Genomic DNA, 26,404 nt, shown 5'->3' on the forward strand with positions numbered 1-26,404 from the left:
GCGGGTCAGGTTTCGCCGCGCTTGCCGAGGCGGTCCAGGTGCAGGCCCCACGGGGTGCTGGTGGCGGGGTCGCGCGTCCCCGTGGTCGTGCACCCCCGCCACTGGCCGAGGTGCTCGAACGAGTACAGGCCGGCCGACCACGGTGGCGAGGTCGGGGCTTCCTCGGCCAACCGCTCCAGCGCGGGGCGGTGCAGGGTGAACGCCGGCTGTCCGATCGCGTCGCCTGACGCCACCACCCAGCTGGTCGCGAAGAACCAAGTAGCGGCCACGGTGAGCGGAGCGCGTGCCGGGCGCCTGCCGCCCAGGCGGCGCCTACGGCGAACCAGGCGACGAACGCCCCGACCCCGTTCCGGTCGTCGACGACGGCGTCCCGGCCGTGGCCAACCTGAACCCCGACCTGCTCGACGCCCTGCGGCCGGGCCGCGACCGACGCCGCGGACGACGGGCTCCGGTTCCTCGTCCACGGTGGCCGGCGCTCCCCGCACAGCAGGACGAGCAGGAACAGCGGGGGTGCACCTCACACCTCGCCGCGCCGGCGGAACAGCGAGAGCAGGCCGCGCCGCTCGTGCATCGTCCGCCAGCGCTGCCACCACCTGCCCCAGCCGCCCTTCGGCGGCTTCACGTCGATCCCGTTCGCGATCGCCTGGAGCGCGCCGCCCACCTGGTCCAGGAACCTGCCCCGGCGCTTGCGCAGGGCGTCGGGCAGGGTCTCCTCGACCAGGAGGTCGTGGGTGTGCGGCCGTTCCAGCCCTCGCCACGCGACGATCACCGCGGCGATCCGGTGCGGCGGCGCGTCGGCCAGGTCGGCGCGCACCGCCTCCCGGTAGGCGGGCAGGAACACCCGCGAGTGCTCGTCGAGCGCCCGGGACAGCAGGTCGCGGTGCAGCGCGGGATCGGCGCGGAGCACGAACGACGCCGCCGCGGCCACCAACCGGCCGCCGAGCGCCTCGGGCAGGGACCCGGCGGCGGCCAGGGCGGACAGCAGCACCCGCTCGCCGCCGCGGCCCGGCGCCGAGCGGCGCAGGTCGGAGATCTTCCTGGCCGCGTCGAGCGAGGTGTGGTCGTGCCGCTCCAGCAGGGCCGCCAGGGGTGAGCGCAGCAGCTCGTCGACCAGCCTGCCGTCCGCCGGGGTCGACTCGTCCGCGCTCACCCGGTCGAGCGCGCGGGCCACGATCCGCGCCGCCAGGCCGCTGTCCGCGAGGACCCGCGGTCGCACCTGCCTGACCAGCCGGACGGCGTCCTCGGCCGACGGGTCACCCGGCCACAGGACGGGGCCGAACAGCCGCCAGTCGACGTGCTGCGCGCGCGTGCCGTCGAGCATCACCCGCACGGGGTCGAGCACGCCGTTGCGGGCGAGCACCAGGTCGGCGAGCAGCCTGATCCGGTCGGTGCCCCGGCCGGCCAGCAGGCGCGCCACCTCCGGCGGCGTCGTGGTCGCCAGCCGGGCGATCTCGCGCGGGTTGACGAGCCTGCGCTCCAGCACCCGGATCAGCGCGTCGACCAGCGCGCGGTGCCCGGCCAGCCTGGTCAGCGCGGGGTGCGGCGATGGCGCGGCCAGCGCCGGGACCACGACGTTCTCCGCGACGTCCTCCAGGTCCGCCGCCGACAGCTCCGGCAGCCACGGCCGCTCGCCGACCGGAGCCCCGCCGCCGCCGGGAGTCGCGCCACCGGGGGGCACGCCGCCGCTCAGCGCCGCGATGAAGTAGGCGCCGAACAGCTCCGCGGGCACCGCCTCTCGCCGGTCGCGGGCCGCGCGCAGCACCTCCGACCACCCGGCCACGTCCACCGGCCCGCCGCCGTCGCGCACCTGGTCCGAGAGCCGCCCCCAGGCCGCCGCCGACAGTCGCCCGGTCACCCGCTCCACGGCCATCCGCGCGGCGGCGAGCAGCAGCTCCTGACCCGCCGGGTCGCGCACCGGCAGGTCGAACGCCAGCTCCAGCAGGACCGCGAAGACCTCCAGGTCCGCCGCGGCGAGGGCGGGTCGCGCCTCGCCCGCCAGGCGCAGCGCGGCCGGCGTCTCGTGGCGCTCCCACAGCTGGGCGACCGCCGACGCGTACCGCGTCCCGTGCGGGTCCGGCGGCGGTTCCGAGGTCAGGTCGATGGCGGTGAAGTCGCCGTAGGCGGGCAGCCGCACGTCCGGTGTCGTGCAGTTGACCAGCGCGGCCGACTCCTCCGGCCGGGCCGTGTAGGTGGTGAACGAGACCGCCAGCCCCAGCGGGTGCGGCAGGGACCGGCAGGTCGCGGCCACCCACAGCGCCGCGGTCCGGTCGTCCGGCACCACCAGCACCAGCCTGCCCCGCCCGGCCACCAGCGCCCGCTGCGTCGCGCCGAGCACGCGCTCCAGCCCGGCGGCGCGGCCGGCCGCGAACCGCAGGGTGTTCTCCGGGCCCGCGTCGTCGCCGGGGACCAGCGAGGCCAGCTCCGGCAGCTCGACGCCCGCCGCCCGGCCGTCCGCCCACCCGCGGCTGCGCCACAGGTCGATCGGCAGCAGCCCTTCCAGCTCGCGCTCGACGTCGTCGAACAGCAGGGAGTGGGCGAAGTAGTTGCCCATCCGACCGGTGAAGTCCGCGCCCGCGTACCGGCTCCGGAACACCACCCCGGCGCGCCCGACCGGCACGAAGCCGAAGCTGACCGGGAACCCGCCCGGGTCCGCCGAGCCCCACCGGCCGACCAGGGCCGGGCCCGGCTCGTACGCGCCGGACCGGATCGCCAGCTCCACCAGCTGCCGCGGCGTGCCGGGGGTCATCGCGCTGACCTGGAAGCCCCGGACGCCCTCCAGGCCGTCCTCGCACGAGGTGTAGTGCAGTTGGCGCACCGCCATCACTTCCCCCTCGTCCCGATCGCCCCGAACCGGGCCGGCAACCACGACACGGGGTCCTCCACGCGGTAGGGGCGCACGCCGACCAGGTCGCGGACCTCGGGCACCTGCACCGGGTCGAGCGGCCGGCCGCGCCGAAGCGGGCGGGCACGGTGATCACGACCTCGACGACCTGGCGCGGGACGAGGGCCGACACCCGCGCCGAGAACGGGACGACGGGGCATGGGCGGTCCTCACGTGGTCGTTCCGGCTCGATCGCTCACGGATGGTTACCACACGTCCGCCTTCGGGTTCACCGCTCATCGCGGATGGGCCTTCCGCAGTTCGGCGGCGTCCTCGTTGATCGGCGCCGGTCGCGGGATGCCCGATTCGTCGACCTCTTGGCGCAGCGCGGCCACCTCGGCCGGCGCGGCGGCCGCGACCCGGTCCCGCCGCCGGCGCTGGAACCGGTAGGCGGCCTCCGCGGTCGCCCCGTACCCCGCCGTCGCCGCGACCACGCCCGCCACCGCCCAGAACGGCGCCGACCAGTGCGTCCCGCCGCTCACCCGGTGGACCACCGCCGCCGCGACGGCCGCGCCCGCGGTGGCGCCGAAGGACAGCGCGTGGGCCAGGACCGGCAGGCGCGGGGCCGCCCGCAGCCACGTGGCGCGGTCCCGGTCGGCGAGTTCCCGCAACCGGGCGGCGGCGGCCTCGACCTGGTCCAGCGCGTAGTGCGCCTGGTCGCGCCGGAGCCGGTTCAGGAAGGGGCCGTGCGCCTCCAGGTGCCGCCGCACGTCGTGCAGCGCTTCGCGGACGGTGGTCGGGTCGGCCTCCAGCTCGGGGCGCGGCCACTGCCGGGCCGTGCGGAACCGGCGCAGCCACGGCACACCGAGAGCGATCACGACCAGCACGACCACGGCCACGGCCACCAGCAGCATCCGCTGCTGCGGTTCCAGGACCGGCACGGACAACAGGACGAACACGGCCAGCGCGGCGACCACCAGGGCGGTGATCACGTCGACCTTCACGTCGCGCGGCAGCAGCGCGGACTCGTGGTCCAGGCCGTCGAGGAAGTCGCGCGCCCCGTACGCGAGCCACGTGATCAGGGCGGGCACGAGCAGCAGCAGCACCCCGGTGATGGCCAGCGCGGCCAGCCAGGCGGCTCGCATCCCCGCGTCCGGCACGAGGGCGGTGGTCGTCGCGACCGGGGCCACCGCGCCCAGCAGCCACGCGAGGACCAGGCCCAGGGGACCGCGCGGCGCGGGGACGCGCGGCTCCACGCGCTCGGGCAGCGCCACGGGCGACAGGTGGGCCTCGACCTCCTGCACGAACAGCCGCACGTCCCGCTCCCAGTGCCCGAAGTCGATGCGGCGGGCCTGCTTGAACGCGAACGGCCTGAGGTCGTCGGGCAGCGCGTCCGGGTCCGGCAGGGCCGCCTGGTCGAGCAGCAACGGCAGGACGTGCTTGCCCTCCTCCAAGGCGGTCCTGATCTCCTGGCGGACCCAGTCGAGGCCGCCGGCCCGGTCGGCGAGGTCGCGCGCCCAGCCCGGGTGCACCACGGCGACGAGCAGCGCGCTGTTCCGGAGGCCTTCGCGCAGCGCGTCGGGGTAGTGCTCGCCCGTGTGGATGCCGGTGTCGAGGAAGACGCGGTCCGGGCCGAAGTGGCTGCGCAACCGCTCGGCGACGGCCTCGACCACCTGCGCGTGGGGCAGCCGGAGGAGCCCGTCGCGCGCCCGGCCGTTCTGCCGGTAGTTGACGAAGATCAGCTCACCGGGCGTGCGGGTCGCTTCGGCCATGCACCGCATTGTCGTGCCCCGGGAAAGCCCGCCACAGCCCGGAGAGCCGGGAGGTTCACCGCTCCAGCAGCCCCGACTCCCAGGCCCAGGCGGCGATCTCGACCCGGTTGCGGGCGTGCAGCTTCGCCTGCACGCTCGCCAGGTGCGTCTTGACCGTGCCGACGGTGACGTGCAGGGCGTGCGCCACCTCGGCGTTCGTGCGACCGCGCGCCACCAGCAGCACCACGTCCAGCTCGCGCGGCGACAGGGGCACCTCGCGGCGCGCGGGGCGGCGGACCGCCAGACCGCGCAGCATCCGCACGGTGATCGCCGGGCTCACCAGGGCCTCGCCCGAGGCGGCCGCGCGGATCGCCTCGACCAGCAGGGTCGCGCCGGAGGTCTTGAGCACGAAACCGCACGCCCCGTTGCGCAGGGCGTCCCGCACGTGCTCGTCGTCGTCGAAGGTGGTGACCACGACGACCTTCGGGCCGTCGATCAGGCGCAGCGCCGCCAGGCCGTCCAGGCGCGGCATGCGGATGTCCATCAGCACCACGTCCGGGGCCAGGTCCCGCGCCAGCGCCACGGCCTCCACGCCGTCGACCGCCTCGCCGACCACCTCGATGTCCGGTTGCGCGGACAGGATCATGCGGAAGCCGGTGCGGACCATCGCCTGGTCGTCGGCGACGAGCACGGTGATCGTCATCGGCCCGCACCGACCGGCAGGCTCGCCTCGACCGCCCAGCCGCGCGGGGTCGGGCCCGCGGACAGCTCGCCGCCCGCGGCGGTGACGCGTTCGCGCAGGCCCCGCAGGCCGAACCCGGTCGGGTGGTCCGGGGCCGGGCGGCCGTCGTCGGTCACGCGGACCTCCAGGGTGGCGCCGGTGCGGCGGACCGCCACGTCGACGGCGGTCGCGCCGTGCGCGTGCCTGCGCGCGTTGGTCAGCGCCTCCATCACGACGCGGTAGGCCGCGGTGGAGGACATCGGGGCGACGTCGGTGAACGGGCCGCGCAGGTCGAGGTCGCCGGGCAGGCCCGAGGTGCGGCGGAAGCGCTCCACCAGGGTGGGCACCTCGGTGACGCCGGGCGCGTCGTCGGTGTCGGTGTCGGCGGTGTCGTCGCTATCGGTGTTGTTGCTGCTGGGGGTGCGCAGCAGGCCGACGACGCGGCGCATGGCGTCGACCGCCTCGGTCCCGGCGCGCTCGATCTCCCGGAGGGCGGGCAGCACGAGGTCGGGGCGGGTGCCGGCGACCGCCGCGGCGCCCTGCGCCTGGACGACCATGCCGGTGACGTGGTGGGCGACGAAGTCGTGCAGGTCGCGGGCGAACTCGGCGCGTTGCGCGACCCGGGCCCGCTCCGCCTGCCGCTCGCGGGTGTCGGCGGTCAGGCGCGCCGCCAGGCCCGCGGTCACGGCCACCGCGACACCCAGCGCCAGCACGAGCACGCCGACGATCGGCCGCAGGCCGTCGAGTTCGCCGCGCAGGGGCTGGACCAGGACCGACACCGTGAGGGCCGGCACCGCGAGCACCGTGCCCAGGGGGTCGCCGCGCCACGCCAGCAGGCCGAGGCCGCAGAGCAGGGCGGCGGTCGCGGAGAGGGTGAAGGGCAGGTCGACCGACGGGTCGTCCCGGGTGGCCCACCACGTGCCCGCCGCGCCGAGCGCCTGCGCGCCGGCGAGCCAGGACACCCAGCGCGAGCCCGGCCACGCGGCGCACAGCGCGACCACCGACGTCGCCACCGCCCACGTCAGGCGGGTCCAGTCGGGGCCGTTGAACTCGCCCAGCCACACGTCGACCAGGCCGAGACCGGCGAGGGCGCACGCGACGACCAGCCAGGCGAACGCTGCTCGGGGTGAAAACCGCACGTCGCCCAGGGTAGGCACCGGGCCGCCGTCTCCGGATCCCTCGGGAGGGGTCTGCCGAAAGGAGGAGGCGGGCGGGAGAAGACCTGTCCCCGGAGGGAGGTGCGAGAGGGGCCCTGAACCGCACGCTGGTGCCGAGTCCAAGGAGGTCGGCAATGTGGGATGACGTCGGTTACGCGGGTTTCGGCGTCGAGTCGTGGCACGTCCTCGTGCCCGTGCTCGCGGTGTGGTTCGCGGTGCTGCTGGTGCGCGCGGTGGGTGGTCGGCCGGGGTGGACCGGCGCGCACCTGGTGACCAGGGCGGTGGTCGCGCTGTACGTCGCGGGGGTCGCGCACTTCACGCTGTTCCCGATCGACGTGCAGCGCGGCCCGTACGCCAACGAGGCGCCGTGGTGGTCGCAGGTCAACCCGGTGCCGCTGCTGACCGCCGACGCGCCGTCGTTCGCGCTCAACGTGGTGATGCTGGTGCCGTTCGGCGTGCTGCTGCCGCTGGTGACGTCGCGGGCCGTGAGCGCGGGGCGGGCGGCGGTGGTGTCGCTGGCGTTCAGCGGGGCGATCGAGGTGGTGCAGTTGCTGATCTACGTGGTCGCCGGCAGCGGGCGCAGCGTCGACGTCAACGACCTCGTCGCGAACACCCTGGGTGGCGTGCTCGGGTACCTGCTGGTCAGATCCCTGCCCGCGCTGCACCGCACCGCGCTGCCCGGTTCGTCGCTCGCCTGAGCCCCGGGCAGCGCGGCACGCCGCCGGGTGGTCAGGTGGTGGGCGCCGTGCTCGCCGTCGTGGGTGCGGCCTCGGTGGTCGACGGAGGGGTCGGAGAGGAGGTTGATGACGGAGCCGATGACGGGGTCGGGGTCGGGGTCGGGGTCGGCGGGAGGTTCGACAGCGACGGCGGGGGAGCGGTCGTCGCCGAGGAGGGGTTCGGGATGATGGCCGCGAACGGCACCCCGGCGATCTCCCGGCACCCGCGCTCGTCGTGCTCGACGCGGGGACGCGGGTACTGGTTGTCCTCGCGCCGGCTGTAGCAGCCGTACCACTGCGACTCGATCGGCCGGCCGTCCTCGTCGTAGAGGTACACGTCGGTCAGCGGCTTGCCGTCCTTGTCGAACACGTAGATGTTGGTCGGCGCCGACGGCTGCGGGCTGTTGTAGACCGACACCGGGACGGACCGGTGGCCCAGTCCGCCGACCAGCGAGCCGAGGATGAACAGCAGCGAGCCGAGGGCGAAGCCGGTCGCGGGCAGGCTGATCCACAGCCAGCGCCGGTCGGTCCGCGCCTTGGGGCCCGCCACCAGCGACAGGGCGCCCAGCGCCAGGGCGATCAGCAGGGTGCTGTCGATCCGGTACACCAGCGCGCCCGCCGCCACGACGAGCAGCGCCCGGACGACCCACCACGCCGGTTGCAGGGTGCGCAGGGAGGTCAGGACGCGACCCGCCTCCGACGCCTCGGCGCGGCGGAGCGCCTCGCGCAGCGCCCTGGTCTCCGGCAGCGCCTCGACCTGCGCCAGGAGCCCGCGCTGCCAGAACACCAGCCCGGTGGCGACAGTGGCGAAGAGGCCGACGAGCACCAGCAGCGGCTCTTCCTCGCCGCCCTGGACGGAGAAGCCGAACGCGACGACGATGAAGACGGCCAGGCTCCAGAACGCGAACCGCGCCAGGAACGCCGCCCTGATCCGGATGGCGGTCGTCGCCTGCTCGACCGCGCGGGGCGGGTAGCCGGCGGCGACGCGCAGCTCCCGCGCGTACACCTCGGGCGTGCCCAGCCGCGCGGTCAGGGCGGCGGCGGAGAGCTCCTCGCCCATCTCCTCGGCCACCTCGGCGACGTGCGCCTCGGCGTCGTCCATGATCTCGCCCACCTCGGCGGCGGGCAGGTCGGACAGCTCCGCGCGCATCCGGGCGACGTAGTCGCGCACCTCGGCGCTGGTCTGCGTGTTCATGCCGAATCCCCCAACATGTCGTCGAGCGTCCGCGCGAACGACTTCCAGGTCTGGCCCGACTCGCGCAGGCGCACGCGGCCCGGCTCGTTGAGGCTGTAGTACTTGCGGTGCGGGCCCTCTTCGCTGGGCACGACGTAGGACGTGAGCAGGCCGGCGTTGTAGAGCCGGCGCAGGGTGCCGTAGACCGACGCGTCACCGACGCCGTCCAGGCCACCCTGGCGGAGCCTGCGGAGCACGTCGTACCCGTAGCCGTCCTCCTTGCGCAACACCGCGAGGACGGCCAGGTCCAGCACCCCCTTGAGCAATTGACTGGTGTCCATCAGCCCTCCCCGGGTGGTGTGCCGTGAACACTACTACGGAATGCGCAGTAGCTCGCGATCGGGGGTAGCACGATCAGGTCACGGTCGACCGGTGGCACCGGGAGCCGGCAGCGTCGCCGGTGGTGGGCGGGACTCCGCCGGGGCGCGGCGTGGTCGGCATCATCCGCGCGGGCCGCGTCGGCGGGTCGCCCCCCACGCGCAGCGCGGTCGGGGCCTGGCACTATGATCGATCCCATGAGCGAATTTCTCCTGATCGCCGCAACGATCATGGAAACGTGCTGGATGCGCTACAGCTGATCGGCCGCTGAACCCCGTGGGACGGCCGCACGACCAACGGCGGCCGGACCTCGCGGGGTCCGGCCCCGACACGTGTCGTGCGGAGTTCCGGCGGCATGCCGGGAAGACGTCCGGGAAGCCGCCTGGTTCCACCTTCCGGGATGCCCGTGCCGCCGGGGGTCGGGAAACACCGCCCCCGAGGTCCGTCGTCAGTCGTCCGGGCGCTCGCGAACGCTGTCGAGGTGCGCCTGGACGACCCTCGCCGTCGGGTCGTTGGTCGACAGGAACAGGGAGAGCGCCTGACGCCAGGCCTGCGCCGCGGCCCGCTCCTGCCCCATGAACACCATCACCCGCCCGAGCAGGTGCAGGCACCTGGCCTGCGCGGTGACGTCGTGGAGTTCGTCAGCGAGCGAGGCGGCTTCCGCGGCGTGGTCGTGCGCCGAACCCAGGTCGCCGTGGTCGAACTCGATGGCCGCGAGGGTCATGAGCGCGTGACCGGTCTCGATCCGGTCGCCCGTCAACCGGTGGATCCGGAGCGCCCGTTGGCAGTGTTCGAGCGCCCGGTCCGGCTCTCCCAACGCCTGGTGCAGAGCGGCCAGGGCGGTCAGCGTCGCCCCCTGGCCCCGGACGTGGCCGATCTCCACCCGGATGCGCAGGGCCTCGTCGAAGCTCCGCTTGGCCTCGGCCAGGTTGCCCAAGCGGTGGTGGGCCATGCCGATCCGGTGGTGGCCGAACGCCTCTCCCTCGCCCCCGCCGAGCTCGTGGTTGATCTCCAGCGCTCGTTCGTAGAGCTCCAGGGCCTTCCGGTCGTCGCCCCGCTCGAAGTGCACGGTGCCCAGGTTGTGCAGGCACACCGCCTCGCCGGGGCGGTGTGCCTGTTCGCGCGCGATGTCCAGCCCTGCCAGGAGGTGCTCGAACGCCTCGTCCACCCGGTGCACGTTCAGGTACATCAACCCGAGGTTGTTGAGGGTGCCGATCTCCGCGTCGACCTGACCGGTGGCCCGGGCGGACCCCAGGGCCAGTTCGTGGCTCGTCAGGAGGTCGTCGTGGTAGCCGGACCGCTCGAACACCTCCTGGACCGCCGCCGGGATGCGCCAGGCGTGCTCGTGGAACCCGTGGGCGGAGGCGAGCCTGGTGGCCGCGACGAGGTTCTCCCGTTCGAGGGCGCACCAGTCCAGGGCGTCCTGGTCCGTCGCGAACAGCAGGGGAGCCACCTCGACCGAGGTCGGCAGGGCGGGGATCGGCGGACTCTGCGGCGACAGCCTCCCGCAGGCCTCCGCGCTGGTGAGCACGTACCAGGTGAGCAGCCGCTCGATCGCGTCCCGTCGCGCTCCGGGCGAGTCGCACTCCTGCGCGCGTCCCGCCGCGTACTCGCGCAGCAGGTCGTGGACGCGGTAGCGGTTCGCCACGTCGTGGTCGAGGAGGTTGACCCGGGCGAGGTTCGCGAGGAGCCTGGCGGCCTCCCTGGACGAGGTCCCCGCGAGCGCCGCCGTGCACTCACCGCTCACCCGGCTCCCGGGGTGGAGCCCCATCAGGCGGAACAGCCGGGCCGCGTCCGGCACCAGGGCCTCGTAGGACCAGGAGAACACCGCCGAGAGGCTGATCGCCTCCTCGTCCTCCTCGTCCAGGAAGAGCAGGTCGCGGTGGGCCTTGAGCTGCTCGGCCAGTTGGCCCGGCGTTTCGCGCGGGCGATCGGCGATGTGCCGCCCGGTGATCTTGAGCGCCAGGGGGAGGCCGTTGGACAGGCGCGCGATCTCCAGCAGTCCCCGCTCGTCGTTGGCGGCGCGGTCGTCCTTGATCGTCGAGCGCAGCAGGTCGAGGCTCTCCTCGACGTTCATCTCCGGGACCGCCAGGGTGTGCGCGCCCTCGCGGATCGCCAGGAACCGCAGCCGGTCCCGGCTCGTCAGCAGCATGAAGCAGTCGGAGGTGACGTCGAGCAGCGGGACGACCTGTTCCGCGTCGCGCACGTTGTCCAGCACGAGCAGCGTCCTGCGGTTGGCGAGTGCCCTGCTGAGCACGACCGGTCGGCGTCCGGGATCGACGGGTATCTGGTCCGCCGGCACGCCGAGCCGGTCGAGGAGCATCGAGATCGCGTGGTCGGGCGTCAACGGCCGGCCGCTGCCGTACCCCCTCATGTCGAGCAGGACCATGCCGTCCGGGAAGTCGTCGCGGTGCCGGTGCGCCCAGTGGACGGCCAGTTCCGTCTTGCCGACGCCGGGCATCCCGTGCAGCGCCACGATGGGGTCGGCGGGGCCCGCGTCGAGGAACGAGTCCAGGCGGCGCAGCAGCTCCAGCCTGCCGGTGAACCCCGGCACCTGCCGGGGGAAGCGGTACGGCCGCGCGTCCACCGGTGCGGCGGACCGGACCGCGTGGTCGGGTTCGCCGGTCGGGGGTTCGGTGAGCAGCCTGTGGTACAGCCGGTCGAGTTCGGCGGAGGTCTCGGTGCCGAACTCGTTGGCTAATCGTCTGCGGAACTGCATGTAGAACGAGGTCGCGCCGTGCCGGTCCCCCATACCGTCCAATGCGGTCATCCGGATGCGGGCGAGCGTATCGTCGTGCGGGTGCTGCTCCAACAACGGCACCAGGTCCCGCATCACCCCGGCGTACTCGCGCAGCTCTAACCGTGCTTGGAGAAGGGCGTGGTGCGCGTGGAGCAGATCGATGCTCTCCATGTCGTTCCGTCTTTTTGCGGCCCACTCGCCGCGGATGTCGGCTAAGGGGACCCCGCGCCAGAGCCCGATCGCCTCGGTCAAGATCAGTTTTGCTTCCGCGTGGTTCTCGGTGGCGCTGGTCGCTCGGCCTGCTTCGACCATTCGCAGGAATCGGTGGTAGTCGACGAGGTTTTGGTCGAGGTCCAGTCGGTAGGTCTCCCCCTCATGAGTGACCCGGTACTCCACCCCGGCTCTGGCGAGCGCTCCTCGGATCCTGCTCATCAGCGACTGGAGGTTGCTCCGGACCCCGTCGTGGACCTTCCCCGGCCACAGGGCCTGGATGATGGTCTCGACCGGTACAGGGCGTTTCACCTGGAGCAGCAGCAGTGCCAGGAGCGCTCGTTGCTTCTTCGCGCCCAGGTCGACCTTCGTGGCTCCGACCTGCAGCGACGTTTGACCCAAGATCGTGAACTCCACCAGTGCCACCCCCTCGGTGGTACCGGGTGCGCAACGGAGACGTGCACTCGGTCCGATCGATCCCTCCCTTGCGCATTAGCGTATCGTCCGGTGCCGCTGTATCGACACGGTTCTGCATGCCAACTGCAGGTCGACTGGCGAACTCACTCGGATGCTTGTCCTCGAGGGTGTTTTTCCTTTTGGAGTGGAAAGAGGCGGGGGATGAGACCATTCGGGTGGCGGGATGTTCCGGTTGGCATGGACGCGGGGCGCTGGGTTACTCGTCGGGGTTGCCGTTCGGTGCTGGCCGTGGGACATACGGTGGCGAGCTGCGAACGTTTGTTCGAAGCGTTGGAGCTGATTGAGTCGGATCGGCGGGTGCAAATTGTCTTCACCCAGGCCCCCGATGTCTTCGGTAATGGGGTGGAGGAGTTCCTCCGTGCGGCCGAGGGGGTCGTCGTCCCGTGGGAGCAGGCGGTGCGGGAGAGGTTCGACCTCGCCCTCGCGGCGGCGTACGGCTCGATCGACCGCGTGCACGCCCCGCTGGTCGTGATGCCGCACGGCGCCGGGTACGCGAAGGGGCACCCCACGTCGACGGGGAGGCTGTCGGTGTACGGCCTGGACGGCCAACGGCTGGTGCGCGACGGCCGACCCGTGCCGCGGATGGTCGTGCTCTCCCACGACAGCCAACTGGACCTGCTGCGGGAGCAGTGTCCCGAGGTGGTCGAGGTAGCCGAGGTCGTGGGGGACCTCAGCTACGACAGGCTGGTCGTCAGCGCGTCGTCGCGGGAGGCCTACCGGGACGCGCTCGGCGTGGGACCGGAGCAGCAACTCGTCGTCGTCACCTCGACGTGGGGGGCCGGTTCACTCTTCGGGATGCACCTGGACCTCTTGGAGCGCTTGATGGACGAGCTGCCGCCGTCGCGCTTCCGCGTCGCGGCGCTGGTGCACCCGGCGGTGTGGTTCGGCCACGGTCCGCGCCAGGTCAAGGCCTGGTTGGCGGACTGCGTCGACGCCGGGTTGATGCTGTTCACCCCCGAGCTCGACTGGCGCGCCGCGCTGGTGGCGGCCGATCGGGTGATCGGGGACCACGGGTCGACCACGGCGTACGCGGCCGCGATCGGACGACCCGTGCTCACGGTCGAGCGACCCGCCGCGCTCGCGCTGGTGCCCGACGCGCCGCAGACCAGGTTGGGCGAGGTGGCCCCCGCGTTGCGGCTCGACGTGCCGCTGCCGGAGCAGCTCGACTCGACGGACGCCGATCCCGTGCTGGCGGAGGAGATCCGCGCGAGGTTGACCTCGCGACCGGGCTCGGCAGCCTGTACGTTGCGACGGTCTCTCTACCGGTTGCTGGGGTTGAGCGAACCGGGCGCCCACCGCGCCCTCTCCGCGGCTCCCACTCCTCGGAAGTGGTGTCGATCTTGAGCCTTGAACCCGTCGTCGTGTCGGTGAACGGTGGTCTCGACCTCCGGGCCTGCGCTTGCGCCGATGTGCTGAGCAAGGTGGTGGACGTCGTCGACCAGGGACTCGCCTGGGCGGAGCAGGCGTTCTCGCGGCTGCCCGGCTTGGCGCTGGTGGCGCTGCGCCTGCCGGACAACCGGATCCTGCTCATGTCGGTCGACCGGCAGTTGGGCTTCGTGGAGGACGGGGACGGGGTGATCGAGCGCGCTTACCTGGGGTGGGCGACCGGTGACCGCGCTCACTCCTCGTTCGGCGGCCTGGCGCTGTCCACGCGCTTGCGCAGCAGGTCGGCCTGAGGCGAGCCGAGCGACCGGAACAGGCGTTCCGCCGAGGCGAAGTGGTCCCGGGCCTCGGTGGAACGCCCCGTCCGGTGCGCGACTTCACCCAGCACCTGGTGCGCTTCCGCCTGGCCGTGCACCGAACCGAGGGCCGTCATCGCCTCCAGGGCCCGCGTCCCGTGCCGGAGAGCGGCGGGGTGGTCGCCGGCGCGGCAGTGCGCGGAGGCCAGGGCGACGACGGCACGGGCCTGGTTGTACGGGTCGGGCTGTTCGAGCCCGGCGAAGACCTGGACGGCCCGTTCGAGGTGGGGCAGGGCTTCGGCCGCGCGTTCCGCCTCGACCAGGGTCGTCCCCGCGTTGATCAGGCTCAGCCCGAGGGGCCTGCCCGCGCCCAGCTCCTCGTTCGCCCCGACGAGCGCGGTGAACTGCTCGAGCGCTTCGTCCACCCGCCCCGTGTCCCGGTACAGGAGGGCGAGCAGCTCACGGGTGTCGCACACCCCACGCGGGTCGTCGAGCCGTTCCCAGATGGCGATCGACGACCGCAGGTGGTCCTCGGCCTCCGCGAACCTGCGGGCCGTCGTCGAGACCCGGCCCAGCCGCTTGAGCATGTCCGCCTCCGCGAACGCGTTCCCCCACGCGCGGGCGGCTTCGACGCCCCGGCGGTCGACCTCCAGGCGGTCGCGGTAGTGCTTCTTCAAGAGGAACAGGGGCCAGAGGACGTCGGACACGTGCCAGGCGAGTTCCGCGAGACCGTTGTCCATCGCGACCCGGCCGGCGGCGACGAGGTTCGTCCTCTCCTCCTCCAGCCACGACAGCGCGCTCGAACGGTCCTGGAAGTCGACGACGTCGAAGGGCGGGACGGAGAACTCGTAAGGCAACCGCCGCCGGTAGGGCGTCAGCACCTCGTCGGCGCGCATCGCCGTCGCCAGGTACCACTCGATGATCCTGCGCAGGGAGGAGATCCGCTCCTCGGCCGTCTCGTCGAGTTCGAGCCGGTGCCGGGCGTGCAGGCGCAGGAGGTCGTGGAACGAGTAGCGGTTCTCGGCGCGTTCCTCCAGGAGGCTGGCCTGCAGGAGCGACTCCACCAGCGTCTCCGACGCGCGGCCGTCCTCCTGGGCCACGGACGAGACGACCCCGAGGCCGAACTCGCCGTGCGGGTGAAGGCTCAGCCGGCGGTACAGCGCCGCGGTGCGCGACTCCAGCATCCGGTACGAGAGGTCGAACGTCGCCCGCACGGACAGCTCCCCGGCGGGGGACAGGCCGGCCAGCCGCGATTGCTCGTCCACCAGTTCGTCGCGCACGCGGGAGATCGACCAGCGCGAGCGCACCAGCAACCGCGCGGCGGCGACCCGCACGGCTATGGGCAGGCCCCCGCACAGCGCGACGAGGTCCTCGGCGCGCTCGCGCTCCTCCGCGACCCTGTCCCGCCCCACGGTGTTGGCGAGCAGGGTGAACGCCGACGCCGGCGCGAGCGGGCCGACCTCCAGGAACCGCGCGCCGTCCCCCATCAGGCCGGTCAGCTTGCTGCGGCTGGTGATCACCACCAGGCTCGTGGGCGACGAGGGGATGAGCACCCTGGCCTGTGCCGCGGAGAGCGCGTTGTCCAGCACTATCAGCAGCGACTTCCGGGCCGTGGTCGAGCGGTAGAGCGCCGTCTGCTCGGCCAGGTGCACGGGCACCCGGTCCGGGGGCGTGCCCAGGGCGCGCAGGAAGGCCCCGACCGCTTCTCCGGGGTCGGTGGGAGCGTCCTGGCTGAACCCGTTGAGGTCCACGAACAGGTGACCGTCGGGGAAGTCCGCCGACACCTCGTTCGCCCAGCGCAGCGACAGGGCCGTCTTGCCCACGCCGCCGGGACCGGTGATCACCGCGACGGTCGGCCTCGACGGGTCGGCGCCCCGCCGCATCGCCTCCAGTTCGCGGAACTCGGCCTCGCGACCGGTGAACCACGCGGGCGGCGCGGGCAGTTGACGGGGCACGGGCAGCCCGGTCGCCGGTTCGGCCACGTGGACGTGGACGCCGCCCTGGATCGAACCGCTCTGGATGCTGGTGCCCAGGACGCTGCCCGACAGGTCGTTCCGCGTGGTCCCGGATCGCCCGTCGGATGTGCCGATCCCCGCTCCGGTCACGTCCTACCTCCAAGTCGGCCAGAATGCAGGACGTCCGTACGGTATAGCGGGCGTTCGGGTGCCGCGCGTTCTTCCCGGCACCGCACGTCAAGCACCGCCGGCGTGGAAGCCGCCCGGGCTGCGGAGCCGGGTGTTCGCCGCGACCAGCATGGTGCGGATGGTCCCGAAAGCGAGTTTGTGCCTCGTGCTCAAGGCGCGGATGCTGGCTCCCGCCTCGTACTCCCGCTTGAGCCGCAGGCTGCCCCTGAGTCGCAGGGGGTCGTCCTCCCTGCGGTACTTGAGCGCCTCGCCCAGTGGCACGTCCTCCGCGTCCTCGTGCGCCGCGAGGTCGTCGACCTCGGGGGCGACCGGGGGTCCGGCCTCGGCCGAGACCTGCTCGGGGGCCACCCCGCAGAACAGGAGGAGCGCTTCGACGACGTAGGGCCGTGACGGGTCCTCCGGCGGTCGGACCTCGCGGGCGACGTCCTCCAGCACGTCGAGCGGCGGCACGTCGTACAGCGCGGCGAGGCGGAGCAGGCGGGGCAGCGCGGGGCGCCACGTCGCGTTCTCGTAGAGCCGCAGGGTCTCGGGGGGAACGCCGATCGACCTCGCCGCCTGTTCGAGCGAGTAGCCGCTCCGCTCCCTGAGGTGGGCCAGGTGCTTGCCGAACGCGGGCCGATAGGCGACCAGTCGGTCGACCGAGGTGGGAGGTGTCGCGGCGGACGACGGTAATTCCTCGTCGTTTGGCATGGCTGAACCCGTCCCCCCGTCTCGCCGGCGCTGCTCTGAGTGAGGTGCCTCCTGTGTGCTCGACCCTCCATGGTGACGCCCGATGGTGATGTCGGGCAAGCTGCTCATGGCGTTACGACGTCCTCTGTGAACTGGATCAACCATCGGGCTGGCAAACCGACCCGAACGCGTGTTCCGACTTGTGCCCCCCGGGGCTTCCTCCCGGCGGGTGTTCGATCCCATTGGTCGGCGTCGGATCCGCGGGTTCGCCGTTGTCGATCTGGTCGGTGCTGATCGGTTCCGGGTCGATCGTGCTCTTCTTCCCCGATCACTCGAAGCTCTTCGGGGGATATTGCCACAACTGTGGAATGTCACCGCATCGGGGCACCCCTTGCGTTTAAGTGAGAGATATCGGCGCAGGTCGTGCGGGAGAAGGGAAAATTCTTCACGTTGCTTGCGCATGCTGAGTGACAATGTTGTTCTTGCGCAACAGTTCCTGCGTCCCTCGGACGAGGAGATCGGTTATTTCGGGGGACCGGAATATTCCGTAAGCGCAACCGCTGATGTGCGGATAGTTGGTTCGTATGCGTTGAGTACGCCGGTAGGAGGATTGGGTGACCCCGTAATGGGGCGTGTGACACCGTGGGTCGACCCGGTGCGACGGCCCTCTTCTCGTCGGGGTGACGTGGAATTCGCACGTGGTTCGGCGGGGCGCTGTTGTGCGGCGCGCGGCCGTCGTGGGAATTCGCCCTGATTGTGAAAAGCCCTCAAAAGGGGTGTGCGGTGATGAACCGGGCGGCGTGCCCCGCAATTCGCGGAGCCGCCGTCAGCGCCGGGTCCCGTGCGGTCGGGCGCCCCGCCGAAAACCGCGACCGGGGTCGGGGCGCCGATTCCCGGCGGGGGTCGACCCGTTGTCCGGCGGCAACGCGCGTGGAGCGGGAGGCGGGATCAGTTGTCGGCGACGGCGAAATCGGACACCTGGGGCAGGTCGTGGCCGAGGCGGTCTCGTTTGGCCGTCAGGTAGCCGATGTTGTGGGGGTTCGGCGGCATCAGCAGCGGGACTCGGGAGGCGACTCGGACGCCGTGCGCCTCCAGCGCTTCGACCTTGTCCGGGTTGTTGGACATCAGTCGGACCGAGCGGATGCCCAGGTGGCGCAGGATCACCGCCGCCGGCGCGTAGTCGCGGACGTCGACCGGCAGGCCGAGGCTGATGGCCGAGTCGAGGGTGTCCAAGCCCTGCTCGTCCTGGAGCACGTGGGTCCGCACCTTGGCCACCAGGCCGATGCCCCGCCCCTCGTGGCCGCGCAGGTAGACGAGGACGCCGCTGCCCTCGGTGACGATCCGGTCCAGGGCGGCGTCGAGCTGGTCGCCGCACTCGCAGCGCATGGCGCGGAAGATGTCGCCGGTCATGCACTCCGAGTGCACCCGCGTCAGGGTGTTCTCCGCCTGCGGTCCTCCGTGGACCAGGGCCATGTGCTCGTGGCCCGCGATCCGGAACGCCACCGCGCGGAACGTGCCGCGCCGTGTCACCAGCTCGGATTCGGCCACGTCGTCGTCGTCGAACAGTCGCTCGCGCATCCGGCTCCTCCACTCCGCGAAACCGGCCGATCGTCACTACGCTCGGTCGGCAGACTGGCACCGTAACCCGCTCGCGCAGTGGAGGTCACCCTGTTCAGCATCACCGTACGTGATCACGTCATGGTCGCCCACAGCTTTCGCGGCGAGGTGTTCGGTCCGGCACAACGCCTGCACGGGGCAACGTTCGTGGTGGACGCGAGGTTCAAGAGGACCGATCTCGATCCGGACAACATCGTCGTCGACATCGGACTGGCGACGCGGCGGCTGCGCGCCGTGCTCGACGGGCTGAACTACCGCAACCTGGACGAGGAGCCGGTGTTCGCCGGGGTCAACACCTCCACGGAGTTCCTGGCCAGGCACATCGCGGACCGGTTGGCCGAGGACGTGCGGGCGGGTGAGCTGGGTGAGCACGCGCGCGGGCTGACCGGGATCGAGGTGACCCTGCACGAGTCGCACGTGGCGTGGGCGTCATACGAACTGGCGCTGTGACCGTCCTGCCCGGCACGGTCCACTTCGTCCTGCCGGAGCCGACCGCGCCCAGCGGTGGCAACGAGTTCGACCGGCGGGTCGCGGGCCTGCTCGGGTTGCGAGAGGTTCGCGTCGGCGGTCGGTGGCCGCGCGACGGCGACCTGCGCGGGCTCGCGCGGGCGCTGGACGCGGTGCCGGACGGGCACGTGGCGCTGTTGGACGGCCTGGTGGCGTGCTGCGCGCCCGAGGTGGTCCGGCCGCACGTCGGGCGGGTGCGGGTCGTGGTGCTCGTGCACCTGCCGCTGGCCGACGAGGTGGGCCTGCCCGCCCGGGTCGCGGCGGGGTTGGACGCGCGGGAGCGGGCGTGCCTGCGTGCGGTGGACGCGGTCGTGGCCACCAGTCCGGCTGCCGCCACTCGGATCGCCGACCACCACGGCCTGCGGGAGGTCCGCGTCGTCGTGCCGGGCGTCGACCCCGCGCCGCCCGCCGCCGGGACGGACGGCGTCTCGCGGCTGCTGTGCGTGGCGTCGCTGACCCCGCGCAAGGGCCACGACGTGCTGCTCGCGGCCCTGCGCGGTGTCGACGCGCCGTGGACCTGCGCGTTCGTCGGTCCCGGCGCGCCACCGGCCGACCTCGACGACCGGGTGGAGGTGACCGGGCCGCTCACCGGCGGCGCGCTCGACGACCAGTACGCGCGGGCGGACCTGTTCGTGCTCGCCTCCCGTGCCGAGACCTACGGCATGGTCGTCACCGAGGCGTTGGCGCGCGGCCTGCCGGTGATCGCCAGCGCGGTGCCGGACGCGCTCGGCGGCGGCGGGCTGCTGCTGCCACCCGGTGACGTGGGCGCTTTCACGCGCGCGTTGCGGCGCTGGTTCGCGGACGAGGAGTGGCGCGGTGAACTGCGCGCGGCCGCGCGCGTGAGGCGGGCCGTACTGTCCACATGGGACAGCACAGCGCGTGATCTCGCGGCGGTGCTGGCTAGTCTGCGCCCATGAGCGACTTCTCCCCGGCCTGGCTGCGCCTGCGCGAGCCGGCCGACGCGGACGCCCGCGCGGCCGGCCTGGTCGACCGGCTGAAGATCCATCTGAACCGACCGCCCCTCGTGGTGCGTGATCTCGGGTGTGGAACGGGATCACTGGGGCGGTGGCTCACCGGGCGGCTGCCCGGACCGCAGCACTGGGTGCTGCACGACCGCGACCCCCGCTTGCTCGACCTGGCGCGGGCGACCGTGACCGGGCCGGGCGTGACCGTCGAGACGCGGGAGGGCGACCTCGCCGAGCTGACCGCCGCCGACCTGGCGGGCGCCTCGCTGGTCACCGCGTCGGCGCTGCTCGACCTGGTGACGGCCGAGCAGGTGCGGGGGCTGGCGGCGGCGTGCGCCGGGCGGCCGGTGCTGTTCACGCTGTCCGTGACGGGTCGCGTGGAGTTCGCGGCGGCCGAGCCGCTGGACGCGGTGTTCCAGGAGGCCTTCAACGGGCACCAGCGGCGGGGCGGGTTGCTCGGGCCGGACGCGGTCGGGGTGGCGCGGGCGGCGTTCGCGGAGCTGGGCGCGGTGGTCGCCACGGGCCCCAGCCCGTGGCGGTTGGGGACGGATCGGCGAGAGCTGGCGCTGGAGTGGCTGCGCGGCTGGGTGGGCGCGGCGGTGGAGCAGGAGCCGGAACTGGCCCGCGAGGCGCCCGCCTACCTGCGGCGCAAGGCCGCCGACCCGCGCGTGGTGGTGCACCACGAAGACCTGTTGGCGGTGCCGGGGTGAGACGTGCGGAGGTGACCGGAGGCTGGGCGGGACGGGCGGCTGCGGTGAGGAGCGCGGTCGTGGCTGGGGCCGGGGCCGGTGTGAGACGTGCGGCCGGGGTGAGGCGCGTGGCCGGGGCCGGCGGTGCACGGTTGGCGCGGGCGTGGCCGTGGGTGCGGTTGGTGTTGGCGGTCGGTGTGCTCGTCGCGCTGGGGCTGCGGTTGGGCGCCGACGCGTTCGTGGACGGGGTGCGCGCGGTCGACGCAGGGTCCGCCGTCGTCGCGCTCGGTCTTGGCGCGGTGACCACGGTGTGCTGCGCCTGGCGGTGGTGCGTGGTGGCCCGCCGGCTCGGGTTGGTGCTGCGGCTGCGGGTCGCGGTGTCCGACTACTACCGGGGTCTGCTGCTCAACGCCGTGCTGCCCGCCGGGGTCCTGGGCGACGTGCACCGGGCGGTCGGGCACGGGCGGCGGGCGGGTGATGTCCGGCGCGGGCTGCGGGCGGTGCTGGTCGAGCGGGTCTCGGGTCAGGCGGTGTTGGCCGTCGCCGGGGTCGCGGTCCTCGTGCCGCGCGGCGCGCCGGTGGCGGTGGTGCTCGCCGTGGTGGCGCTGTGCTGGTCGCGGGACGTGCGGCGGGTGGTGCTGTCGTCGGCGGTGGCGCTGGCGGGGCACGTCGCCCTGTTCGCGGTCGCGGCCGGCGCGGCGGGCGTCCGGGCCCCGCTCGACGAGCTGGTCCCGGTGGCCGTGCTCGCGCTGCTGGTGATGGCCGTGCCCCTCAACGTCGGCGGCTTCGGACCGCGCGAGGCGTTCCTCGCGGTGGCGTTCGGCGACGCCGGGCTCGGCGCGGCGCAGGGCGTGACGACCGGTGTGGTGTACGGGGTGCTGGCGCTGGTCGCGAGCCTGCCCGGGGTGGTGCCGCTGGTCGGTTCACCGCGCTCACAGGACCGCGAGGTGGGCGCCGAACGCCTCGACCAGCGCGGCGAGCACGACCTCGCCCTTGCGCGCTGACGCGAGCGAGGGCCTGCCCACCACGCCGGAGTCCGTGTACGGCGCGAGGCCCAGCGACAGCAGGTGCCGCCGGTCCTCGGCGAGGTGGTCGGCCGACTCCCAACCGGGGCGGACCAGCTCGGGGTGGGTGTGCAGCAGGATCGACGTCTCCAGCTCGCCCGCGTGCATGTCGCTGTGCGACGACGTCACGACCCCGGCGCGCGCCCGCGCCTCGGCCCAGTCCTTCGAGTTCGGGAACAGGGCCATCCCCTCGGCCTCCTGGACCACGTTGGACAGCACGTAGTTGCCGCCGTGCGCGTTGACCAGCACCAGCTTCGGCACGCCGGACCGGCGCAGCGAGTCGGCGACGTCCGTGACGACGGCGTGCAGCGTGCGCGCCGACACGCTGACCGTGCCCGCCCACGCGGCGTGCTCGTGCGAGCAGGAGATCGCGACCGGCGGCAGCAGCCGGACGGGGTGCGCGGCGGCGACGGCGCGGGCGACCTCCCACGCGACGATCGTGTCGGTGGCCAGCGGCAGGTGCGGGCCGTGCTGCTCGTGGCTGCCGATCGGGAGCACGGCGGTGGTCGCGGCGCGGTCCCGGGCGTCCTCGGTCGTGTCAGGCGGGAACATCACCGGCACCGTAGTCCACCCGGTGGCACAGGGCGGGCAGCTCGCCGCTCGCCAGCGCCGGCAGCACGTCGGGCAGCTCGTCGAAGCGGCTCGACCCGGTGACGAGCGCGTCGAACACCGGGTCCGCCAGCAGGTCCAGCGCCAGGGCCAGCCGCTCGGCGTGCGTGCGGTCCGGGCGGGCCACCGCGCCGACCTGGCTGCCGATCACCCGCAGCCGGCGCGAGTGGAAGACCTCGCCCAGCGGCACGGCCGGTCGGCGGTCGCCGTACCAGCTCAGCTCGACCACGCGGCCGCCCGGCGCCAGCAGCTCCAGCGACCGCGCCAGCCCCGCCCCCGTGGCGCTGGCGTGCACGACCAGGTCGCACGAGCCCAGCGCGTCCTCCGGGGACGCGAAGTCCACGCCCAGCGCCGCCGCCAGCGAGGCCCGCGCCGGGTCGGCGTCCACGAGCTGGAGCCGCACGCCGGGGAACCGGGCCAGCAGGGCGGCCGCGCTGCCGCCGACCATGCCGCCGCCGACCACCGCGATCCGGTCGCCGACCAGCGGCGCGGCGTCCCACAGGGCGTTGACCGCCGTCTCCACCGTGCCCGCCAGCACGGCCCGCGCCGCGGGCACCGCGTCCGGCACGGGCGTCACCGCGTCGGCGGGCACCACGTAGCGCGTCTGGTGCGGGTACAGGCAGAACACCGTCCGGCCCGACAGCGGTCCCCGCTCGACGACGCCGACGTTGAGGTAGCCGTACTTGACCGGCCACGGGAACGCGCCCTCCTGGAACGGGGCCCGCATCACCTCGTGCTGGCTCCTCGGCACGCCGCCGCGCAGCACCAGCGCCTCGGTGCCCCGGCTGATCCCCGAGTGCAGGGTGCGCACCAGCACGTCGCCGGGTCCGGGCTCGGGCAGCCAGGTGTTCCGGATCTCGCATTTTCCGGCCGAGGTGAACCACAGCGCCCTCGCCGTGCGTGTCATCTGACAGACCTCCGAAACGGTGCACGAGGGACGTGATGACCACACTTCAGCACAGCGCGACGCCGACCGCGCGAGAACCCGCGGCCTGGGCGGTGGCGCAGCTCCTGCTGCTCCTGCTGCTGGAGGCCGCGGTGGGCCTCGGGCCGCTCGGCTGGTTCGCGGGCGCGGCCCACGCGGTGGTGACCCTGGCGCTGCTGGGCGGCGCGGTCGAGCGGGCCGGGCGCCGGCTGGGTCCGGCGGACCGGGTCACGTCGGCGCGCGGGCTGCTCGTCGGCGGCGCGCTGGCGCTGGTGGCGGGCCGCTCGGGGGAGACGGCGCTGCTGGTCGGGCTGGCCGCGGTGGCGCTGGCGCTGGACTTCGTGGACGGTCGGGTCGCCCGGCGCACCGGCACCGCGTCGCCGCTGGGCGCGCGGTTCGACATGGAGGTCGACGCGTTCCTGATCCTGGTGCTGAGCGCGCACGTGGCGTGGCAGCTCGGGCCGTGGGTGCTGGTGATCGGGCTGCTGCGGTACGCGTTCGTGGCGGCCTCGTGGGCGTGGGGGTGGCTGCGCGGCGACCTGCGGCCGAGCTGCGCGCGCAAGGTGGTGGCCGCGGTGCAGGGGATCGTGCTGGTGGTCGCGGTGTCGGGGCTCGTGCCGCACTCCGGCGCGCTGGTCGGGTGCGCCCTGGCGGCGCTGGTGTGGTCGTTCGGGCGCGACATCGCGTGGTTGTCCGGGAGGAGAGGGCCGTGTCCGTCCAGGTGAGTTCCGCGCGACGCGTGGCGCTGTGGGTGCTCCAGGCCGCGTTGGGCGCGTACTTCGTCCACAGCGGGTTGTCGTTGTTCGGCGACGGGTTCGTGGGCAAGTTCGACCGGATCGGCTTCGGGCAGGGCCTGCGGCACGTCACCGGGGTGCTGGAGGTCGCGGGCGGGGTGGGGCTGCTGGTGCCGCCGCTGGCCGCGTTCGCCGCGCTGGGGTTGGCCGGGGTGATGGCCGGCGCGGTGGTCACCGAGCTGGTGGTCCTGCTGGACCCGGGGGCCGCGGTGCTGCCGGCGCTGCTGTTCGCGCTGGCCGTGGCGGTGGTGCTGTTCCGCTGGGACGCCGTGAGGTCGGCGGCTCAGCGTTTCGGGAAGTAGCGGAGCACGGCGACGTCGCCGAGCCTGGACACGTCTTCGAGGTGGAATCGGTGGGCTGGTCCGCCGGGGAACGCGGTGGGGTCGACGAAGCGCGGCGCGTCGGCCTGGCCGATCAGCAGGGGCGCGACGGCGACGCGGAGCTCGTCGGCGAGGCCGGCGGCGAGGAACGCGGTGTGCACGCGGGTGCCGCCCTCGACCATGAGGCGCCGCACGCCGCGCGCCCCCAGGTCGTCGAGGAGCGCGCCGAGGTCGAGGTCCGCGCCGAGGGGGACGACCTCGACGCCGGGCAGGCCGGCCACGGCGGCGGCGTCGGAACCCGCGGTGTAGACGAGCTTCCCGCCGCCGCAGTGCCAGAACGCGCGGTCCGGGTCGAGGTCGCCGCTGCGGGTGACGGTGACCTTCAGCGGGTGCTCGGGCCGCCCGGCGGCGACGCGCGCGGCCCGGCGCCCGGGGTCGTGGACGAGCAGCCGGGGGTTGTCCCGGCGGATGGTCCCCGCGCCGACCAGGATCGCGTCGGACTCGGCGCGGACGCGGCCGACGTGGTCGAAGTCCTCGGCGTTGGACAGCGGGAACCGGGCCTCGCCCCGGTCGTCGATGTGGCCGTCCACGCTGACCGCGACGCTGAGCAGGACGTGGGGTCGGATCACCGCCCCACCGTAACCCGATCGGGTGGTGTGGTGGCGCGGACCGCGCTCTCGGCGCTGCTCGTGCTGTTCGCCCTGCTGCTGCCCGCCGACTTCGACGAGCTGGCGCCGTCGGCGTTCCTGCGGGTGCCGGTGGAGGCGCTGGTGGGCGTGGTGGTGCTGGTCGCGCTGCCCGCGCGGCGGCGGCGGGCGGTCGCGGCGGTCGGCGGCGCGCTGCTCGGCCTGCTGCTGGTGGTGAAGGTCCTGGACATCGGGTTCGACTCGGTGCTGTACCGGCCGTTCGACCTGGTGCTGGACTGGCCGCTGCTCACGCCCGCGGTGGACTACGTCGCGGTGACGGCCGGCCGGGCGGCGGCGGTCGGCGCGGTGGCCCTGGTGGTGGCGCTCGCGGTCGCGGCGCCGGTGCTGGTGGCGCGGTCGGCGGTGCGGCTGGGTGGCGCGGTGGGCGCGCACCGGGCCGCGGCGGTGCGGGTGGTGGCGCTGGCGGCGGTGTGCGCGGTGGTCCTGCCGGTGGCCACGCACGGCACGACCGACCTGGTGGAGGACCACGCGCGGGCGGTGCGGGCCGGGCTGGACGACCGGTCGGCGTTCGCGGCGGAGTCGGCGGTGGACGCGTTCGGGGACGTGCCGGGCGACCGGCTGCTGACCTCGTTGCGCGACAAGGACGTCCTGGTGGTGTTCGTGGAGAGCTACGGGCGCGACGCGGTCGAGGACCCGGGGGTCGCCGCGGCGCTGGAGGACGGCACGCGGCGGCTCGCCGGGAGCGGCTACGCCTCCCGCAGCGCCTTCCTGACCTCGCCGACGGCCGGCGGCGGCAGCTGGCTGGCCCAGGCCACCCTGCTGTCCGGGCTGTGGGTGGACAACCAGCAGCGCTACCGCACGCTGGTGGCCGGCGACCGACTGACCCTCGGCGGCGCGTTCCGGCGCGCCGGGTGGCGGTCGGTCGGCGTGATGCCGGGCATCACGCAGGCGTGGCCGGAGGGGCTGTTCTTCGACTACGACCGGATCTACGCCGCCGCCGACCTCGGGTACCGGGGACCGCGGTTCGGCTACGCGACCATGCCCGACCAGTACGTGCTGGCCGAGCTGGAGCGCGCGGAGCGGGGCGCGCGCGACGAGCCGGTGATGGCGGTGGTGACGCTGCTGTCGAGCCACGCGCCGTGGACGCCGTTGCCGGAGGCGCTGCCGTGGGACGGGGTGGGCGACGGCGCGGTGTTCGGGGAGATGCTGTCGGGCGCGGTGCCGCCGGAGAGCATCTTCGGCCGGGACCCGGTGGAGGTGCGCGCCGACTACGGCCGCTCCATCGAGTACTCGATCGACACGATCGTGTCGTACCTGGAGACCTACGGCGACGACGACCTCGTGGTGGTGGTGCTGGGCGACCACCAGCCGGCGCAAATGGTCACCGGAGAGGGCGCGAGCCGGGACGTGCCGGTCACGGTCGTCAGCCGGGACCGCTCGGTGCCGGGGCGCGCCGAGCCGTGGGGCTGGACCGAAGGGCTGGCGCCCGCGGGTGACGCCCCGGTGCGACCCATGAGCGCCTTCCGCGACCAGTTCCTGGGCGCGTTCAGCTGACCCCGCGGCCTTCCCGCCACCTGCGTGATCCATCCGTGACCAATGCTCTACGGTCGGTCGTGACAGCAGATCCACT

At 73.7% G+C, this 26,404-nt stretch carries 24 protein-coding genes; 10 read left to right on the top strand and 14 right to left on the bottom strand.

Going from position 1 to position 26,404, the window contains the following annotated elements; all coding sequences use genetic code 11:
* Positions 1–5: 5 nt before the first annotated feature.
* From ABD223_RS39930 to ABD223_RS39950, 5 genes are all read right to left on the bottom strand, one after another.
* Entirely contained in the window at positions 6–269 is a 264-nt protein-coding gene (locus tag ABD223_RS39930) for a hypothetical protein (protein ID WP_344042878.1), read from the bottom strand.
* 248 nt (positions 270–517) lie between these two features.
* Positions 518–2,821: a GAP1-N2 domain-containing protein gene (locus ABD223_RS39935; protein WP_344042880.1), complete on the bottom strand. Its 2,304-nt coding sequence runs from the start codon at positions 2,819–2,821 to the stop codon at positions 518–520.
* Between the two features lie 296 nt (positions 2,822–3,117).
* Positions 3,118–4,593: a TIR domain-containing protein gene (locus tag ABD223_RS39940; protein WP_344042882.1), complete on the bottom strand. Its 1,476-nt coding sequence runs from the start codon at positions 4,591–4,593 to the stop codon at positions 3,118–3,120.
* A 55-nt stretch (positions 4,594–4,648) separates the two neighbouring features.
* Positions 4,649–5,275, bottom strand: coding sequence for a response regulator (locus tag ABD223_RS39945; RefSeq protein WP_344042884.1), 627 nt, complete (start codon positions 5,273–5,275; stop codon positions 4,649–4,651).
* On the bottom strand, positions 5,272–6,432 hold the full coding sequence (locus ABD223_RS39950; RefSeq protein ID WP_344042886.1) for a sensor histidine kinase: 1,161 nt from the start codon (positions 6,430–6,432) through the stop codon (positions 5,272–5,274). The genes ABD223_RS39945 and ABD223_RS39950 overlap by 4 nt, the downstream gene beginning before the upstream one ends.
* A gap of 152 nt (positions 6,433–6,584) precedes the next feature.
* Here ABD223_RS39950 and ABD223_RS39955 point away from each other — a divergent pair, with 152 nt between their 5' ends.
* Positions 6,585–7,148: a VanZ family protein gene (locus ABD223_RS39955; RefSeq protein WP_344042888.1), complete on the top strand. Its 564-nt coding sequence runs from the start codon at positions 6,585–6,587 to the stop codon at positions 7,146–7,148.
* A 31-nt stretch (positions 7,149–7,179) separates the two neighbouring features.
* On the opposite strand, the gene ABD223_RS39960 is transcribed toward ABD223_RS39955, so the two are convergent.
* The 3 genes from ABD223_RS39960 to ABD223_RS39970 form a co-directional block, all read right to left on the bottom strand.
* Positions 7,180–8,361, bottom strand: coding sequence for a DUF1700 domain-containing protein (locus ABD223_RS39960; RefSeq protein ID WP_344042890.1), 1,182 nt, complete (start codon positions 8,359–8,361; stop codon positions 7,180–7,182).
* Complete coding sequence (locus ABD223_RS39965; protein WP_344042892.1) at positions 8,358–8,681, bottom strand: PadR family transcriptional regulator; 324 nt, start codon at positions 8,679–8,681, stop codon at positions 8,358–8,360. The genes ABD223_RS39960 and ABD223_RS39965 overlap by 4 nt, the downstream gene beginning before the upstream one ends.
* A gap of 485 nt (positions 8,682–9,166) precedes the next feature.
* Complete coding sequence (locus tag ABD223_RS39970; protein ID WP_344042894.1) at positions 9,167–12,085, bottom strand: AfsR/SARP family transcriptional regulator; 2,919 nt, start codon at positions 12,083–12,085, stop codon at positions 9,167–9,169.
* Between the two features lie 402 nt (positions 12,086–12,487).
* Here ABD223_RS39970 and ABD223_RS39975 point away from each other — a divergent pair, with 402 nt between their 5' ends.
* Both ABD223_RS39975 and ABD223_RS39980 read left to right on the top strand, forming a co-directional pair.
* Positions 12,488–13,489 (top strand): hypothetical protein, encoded by a 1,002-nt coding sequence (locus ABD223_RS39975; RefSeq protein ID WP_344042896.1) that lies wholly within the window; start codon positions 12,488–12,490, stop codon positions 13,487–13,489.
* Positions 13,486–13,821, top strand: coding sequence for a hypothetical protein (locus ABD223_RS39980; protein ID WP_344042898.1), 336 nt, complete (start codon positions 13,486–13,488; stop codon positions 13,819–13,821). Before ABD223_RS39975 ends, ABD223_RS39980 begins: the two co-directional genes overlap by 4 nt.
* On the opposite strand, the gene ABD223_RS39985 is transcribed toward ABD223_RS39980, so the two are convergent.
* From ABD223_RS39985 to ABD223_RS39995, 3 genes are all read right to left on the bottom strand, one after another.
* Positions 13,764–15,929, bottom strand: a complete 2,166-nt coding sequence (locus ABD223_RS39985) for an ATP-binding protein (RefSeq protein ID WP_344042900.1) — start codon at positions 15,927–15,929, stop codon at positions 13,764–13,766. The two genes, ABD223_RS39980 and ABD223_RS39985, sit on opposite strands and share 58 nt — an antisense overlap.
* Positions 15,930–16,016: 87 nt before the next feature.
* Complete coding sequence (locus ABD223_RS39990) at positions 16,017–16,658, bottom strand: helix-turn-helix domain-containing protein (protein WP_344042902.1); 642 nt, start codon at positions 16,656–16,658, stop codon at positions 16,017–16,019.
* 927 nt (positions 16,659–17,585) lie between these two features.
* Complete coding sequence (locus tag ABD223_RS39995; protein WP_344042904.1) at positions 17,586–18,215, bottom strand: GTP cyclohydrolase II; 630 nt, start codon at positions 18,213–18,215, stop codon at positions 17,586–17,588.
* Positions 18,216–18,305: 90 nt separating this feature from the next.
* Here ABD223_RS39995 and ABD223_RS40000 point away from each other — a divergent pair, with 90 nt between their 5' ends.
* The 4 genes from ABD223_RS40000 (at position 18,306) to ABD223_RS40015 (ending at position 21,419) form a co-directional block, all read left to right on the top strand.
* The gene (locus ABD223_RS40000; RefSeq protein WP_344042942.1) at positions 18,306–18,704 is read left to right on the top strand and encodes a 6-pyruvoyl trahydropterin synthase family protein; all 399 of its coding nucleotides are present in this window, start codon (positions 18,306–18,308) and stop codon (positions 18,702–18,704) included.
* Positions 18,701–19,678 (top strand): glycosyltransferase family 4 protein, encoded by a 978-nt coding sequence (locus tag ABD223_RS40005; RefSeq protein ID WP_344042906.1) that lies wholly within the window; start codon positions 18,701–18,703, stop codon positions 19,676–19,678. The genes ABD223_RS40000 and ABD223_RS40005 overlap by 4 nt, the downstream gene beginning before the upstream one ends.
* On the top strand, positions 19,675–20,436 hold the full coding sequence (locus tag ABD223_RS40010; RefSeq protein WP_344042908.1) for a class I SAM-dependent methyltransferase: 762 nt from the start codon (positions 19,675–19,677) through the stop codon (positions 20,434–20,436). The genes ABD223_RS40005 and ABD223_RS40010 overlap by 4 nt, the downstream gene beginning before the upstream one ends.
* Positions 20,437–20,543: 107 nt before the next feature.
* Positions 20,544–21,419 carry a lysylphosphatidylglycerol synthase domain-containing protein gene (locus ABD223_RS40015; RefSeq protein ID WP_344042910.1) on the top strand — a complete coding sequence of 292 codons (876 nt, stop codon included), beginning with the start codon at positions 20,544–20,546 and terminating at the stop codon, positions 21,417–21,419.
* Here the strand turns inward: ABD223_RS40015 and ABD223_RS40020 are convergent.
* On the bottom strand, positions 21,348–22,031 hold the full coding sequence (locus ABD223_RS40020; RefSeq protein WP_344042912.1) for a creatininase family protein: 684 nt from the start codon (positions 22,029–22,031) through the stop codon (positions 21,348–21,350). The two genes, ABD223_RS40015 and ABD223_RS40020, sit on opposite strands and share 72 nt — an antisense overlap.
* Entirely contained in the window at positions 22,018–22,995 is a 978-nt protein-coding gene (locus ABD223_RS40025) for a zinc-dependent alcohol dehydrogenase (RefSeq protein ID WP_344042914.1), read from the bottom strand. The genes ABD223_RS40020 and ABD223_RS40025 overlap by 14 nt, the downstream gene beginning before the upstream one ends.
* 35 nt (positions 22,996–23,030) lie before the next feature.
* On the opposite strand from ABD223_RS40025, the gene ABD223_RS40030 reads away from it, so the two are divergent.
* Both ABD223_RS40030 and ABD223_RS40035 read left to right on the top strand, forming a co-directional pair.
* On the top strand, positions 23,031–23,738 hold the full coding sequence (locus ABD223_RS40030) for a CDP-alcohol phosphatidyltransferase family protein (protein WP_344042917.1): 708 nt from the start codon (positions 23,031–23,033) through the stop codon (positions 23,736–23,738).
* A complete protein-coding gene (locus ABD223_RS40035; RefSeq protein WP_344042919.1) occupies positions 23,723–24,109 on the top strand; it encodes a DoxX family protein in 387 nt (128 codons plus the stop codon). Before ABD223_RS40030 ends, ABD223_RS40035 begins: the two co-directional genes overlap by 16 nt.
* Here the strand turns inward: ABD223_RS40035 and ABD223_RS40040 are convergent.
* A complete protein-coding gene (locus tag ABD223_RS40040; RefSeq protein ID WP_344042921.1) occupies positions 24,091–24,756 on the bottom strand; it encodes a RibD family protein in 666 nt (221 codons plus the stop codon). The genes ABD223_RS40035 and ABD223_RS40040 overlap by 19 nt on opposite strands.
* 30 nt (positions 24,757–24,786) lie before the next feature.
* Between ABD223_RS40040 and ABD223_RS40045 the strand changes: the two genes are divergently transcribed.
* Complete coding sequence (locus ABD223_RS40045) at positions 24,787–26,328, top strand: sulfatase-like hydrolase/transferase (protein WP_344042923.1); 1,542 nt, start codon at positions 24,787–24,789, stop codon at positions 26,326–26,328.
* Positions 26,329–26,404 lie beyond the last annotated feature (76 nt).

Origin of the sequence: Saccharothrix xinjiangensis (assembly GCF_039527585.1) — a bacterium.
Classification (GTDB): Bacteria; Actinomycetota; Actinomycetes; order Mycobacteriales; family Pseudonocardiaceae; genus Actinosynnema; species Actinosynnema xinjiangensis.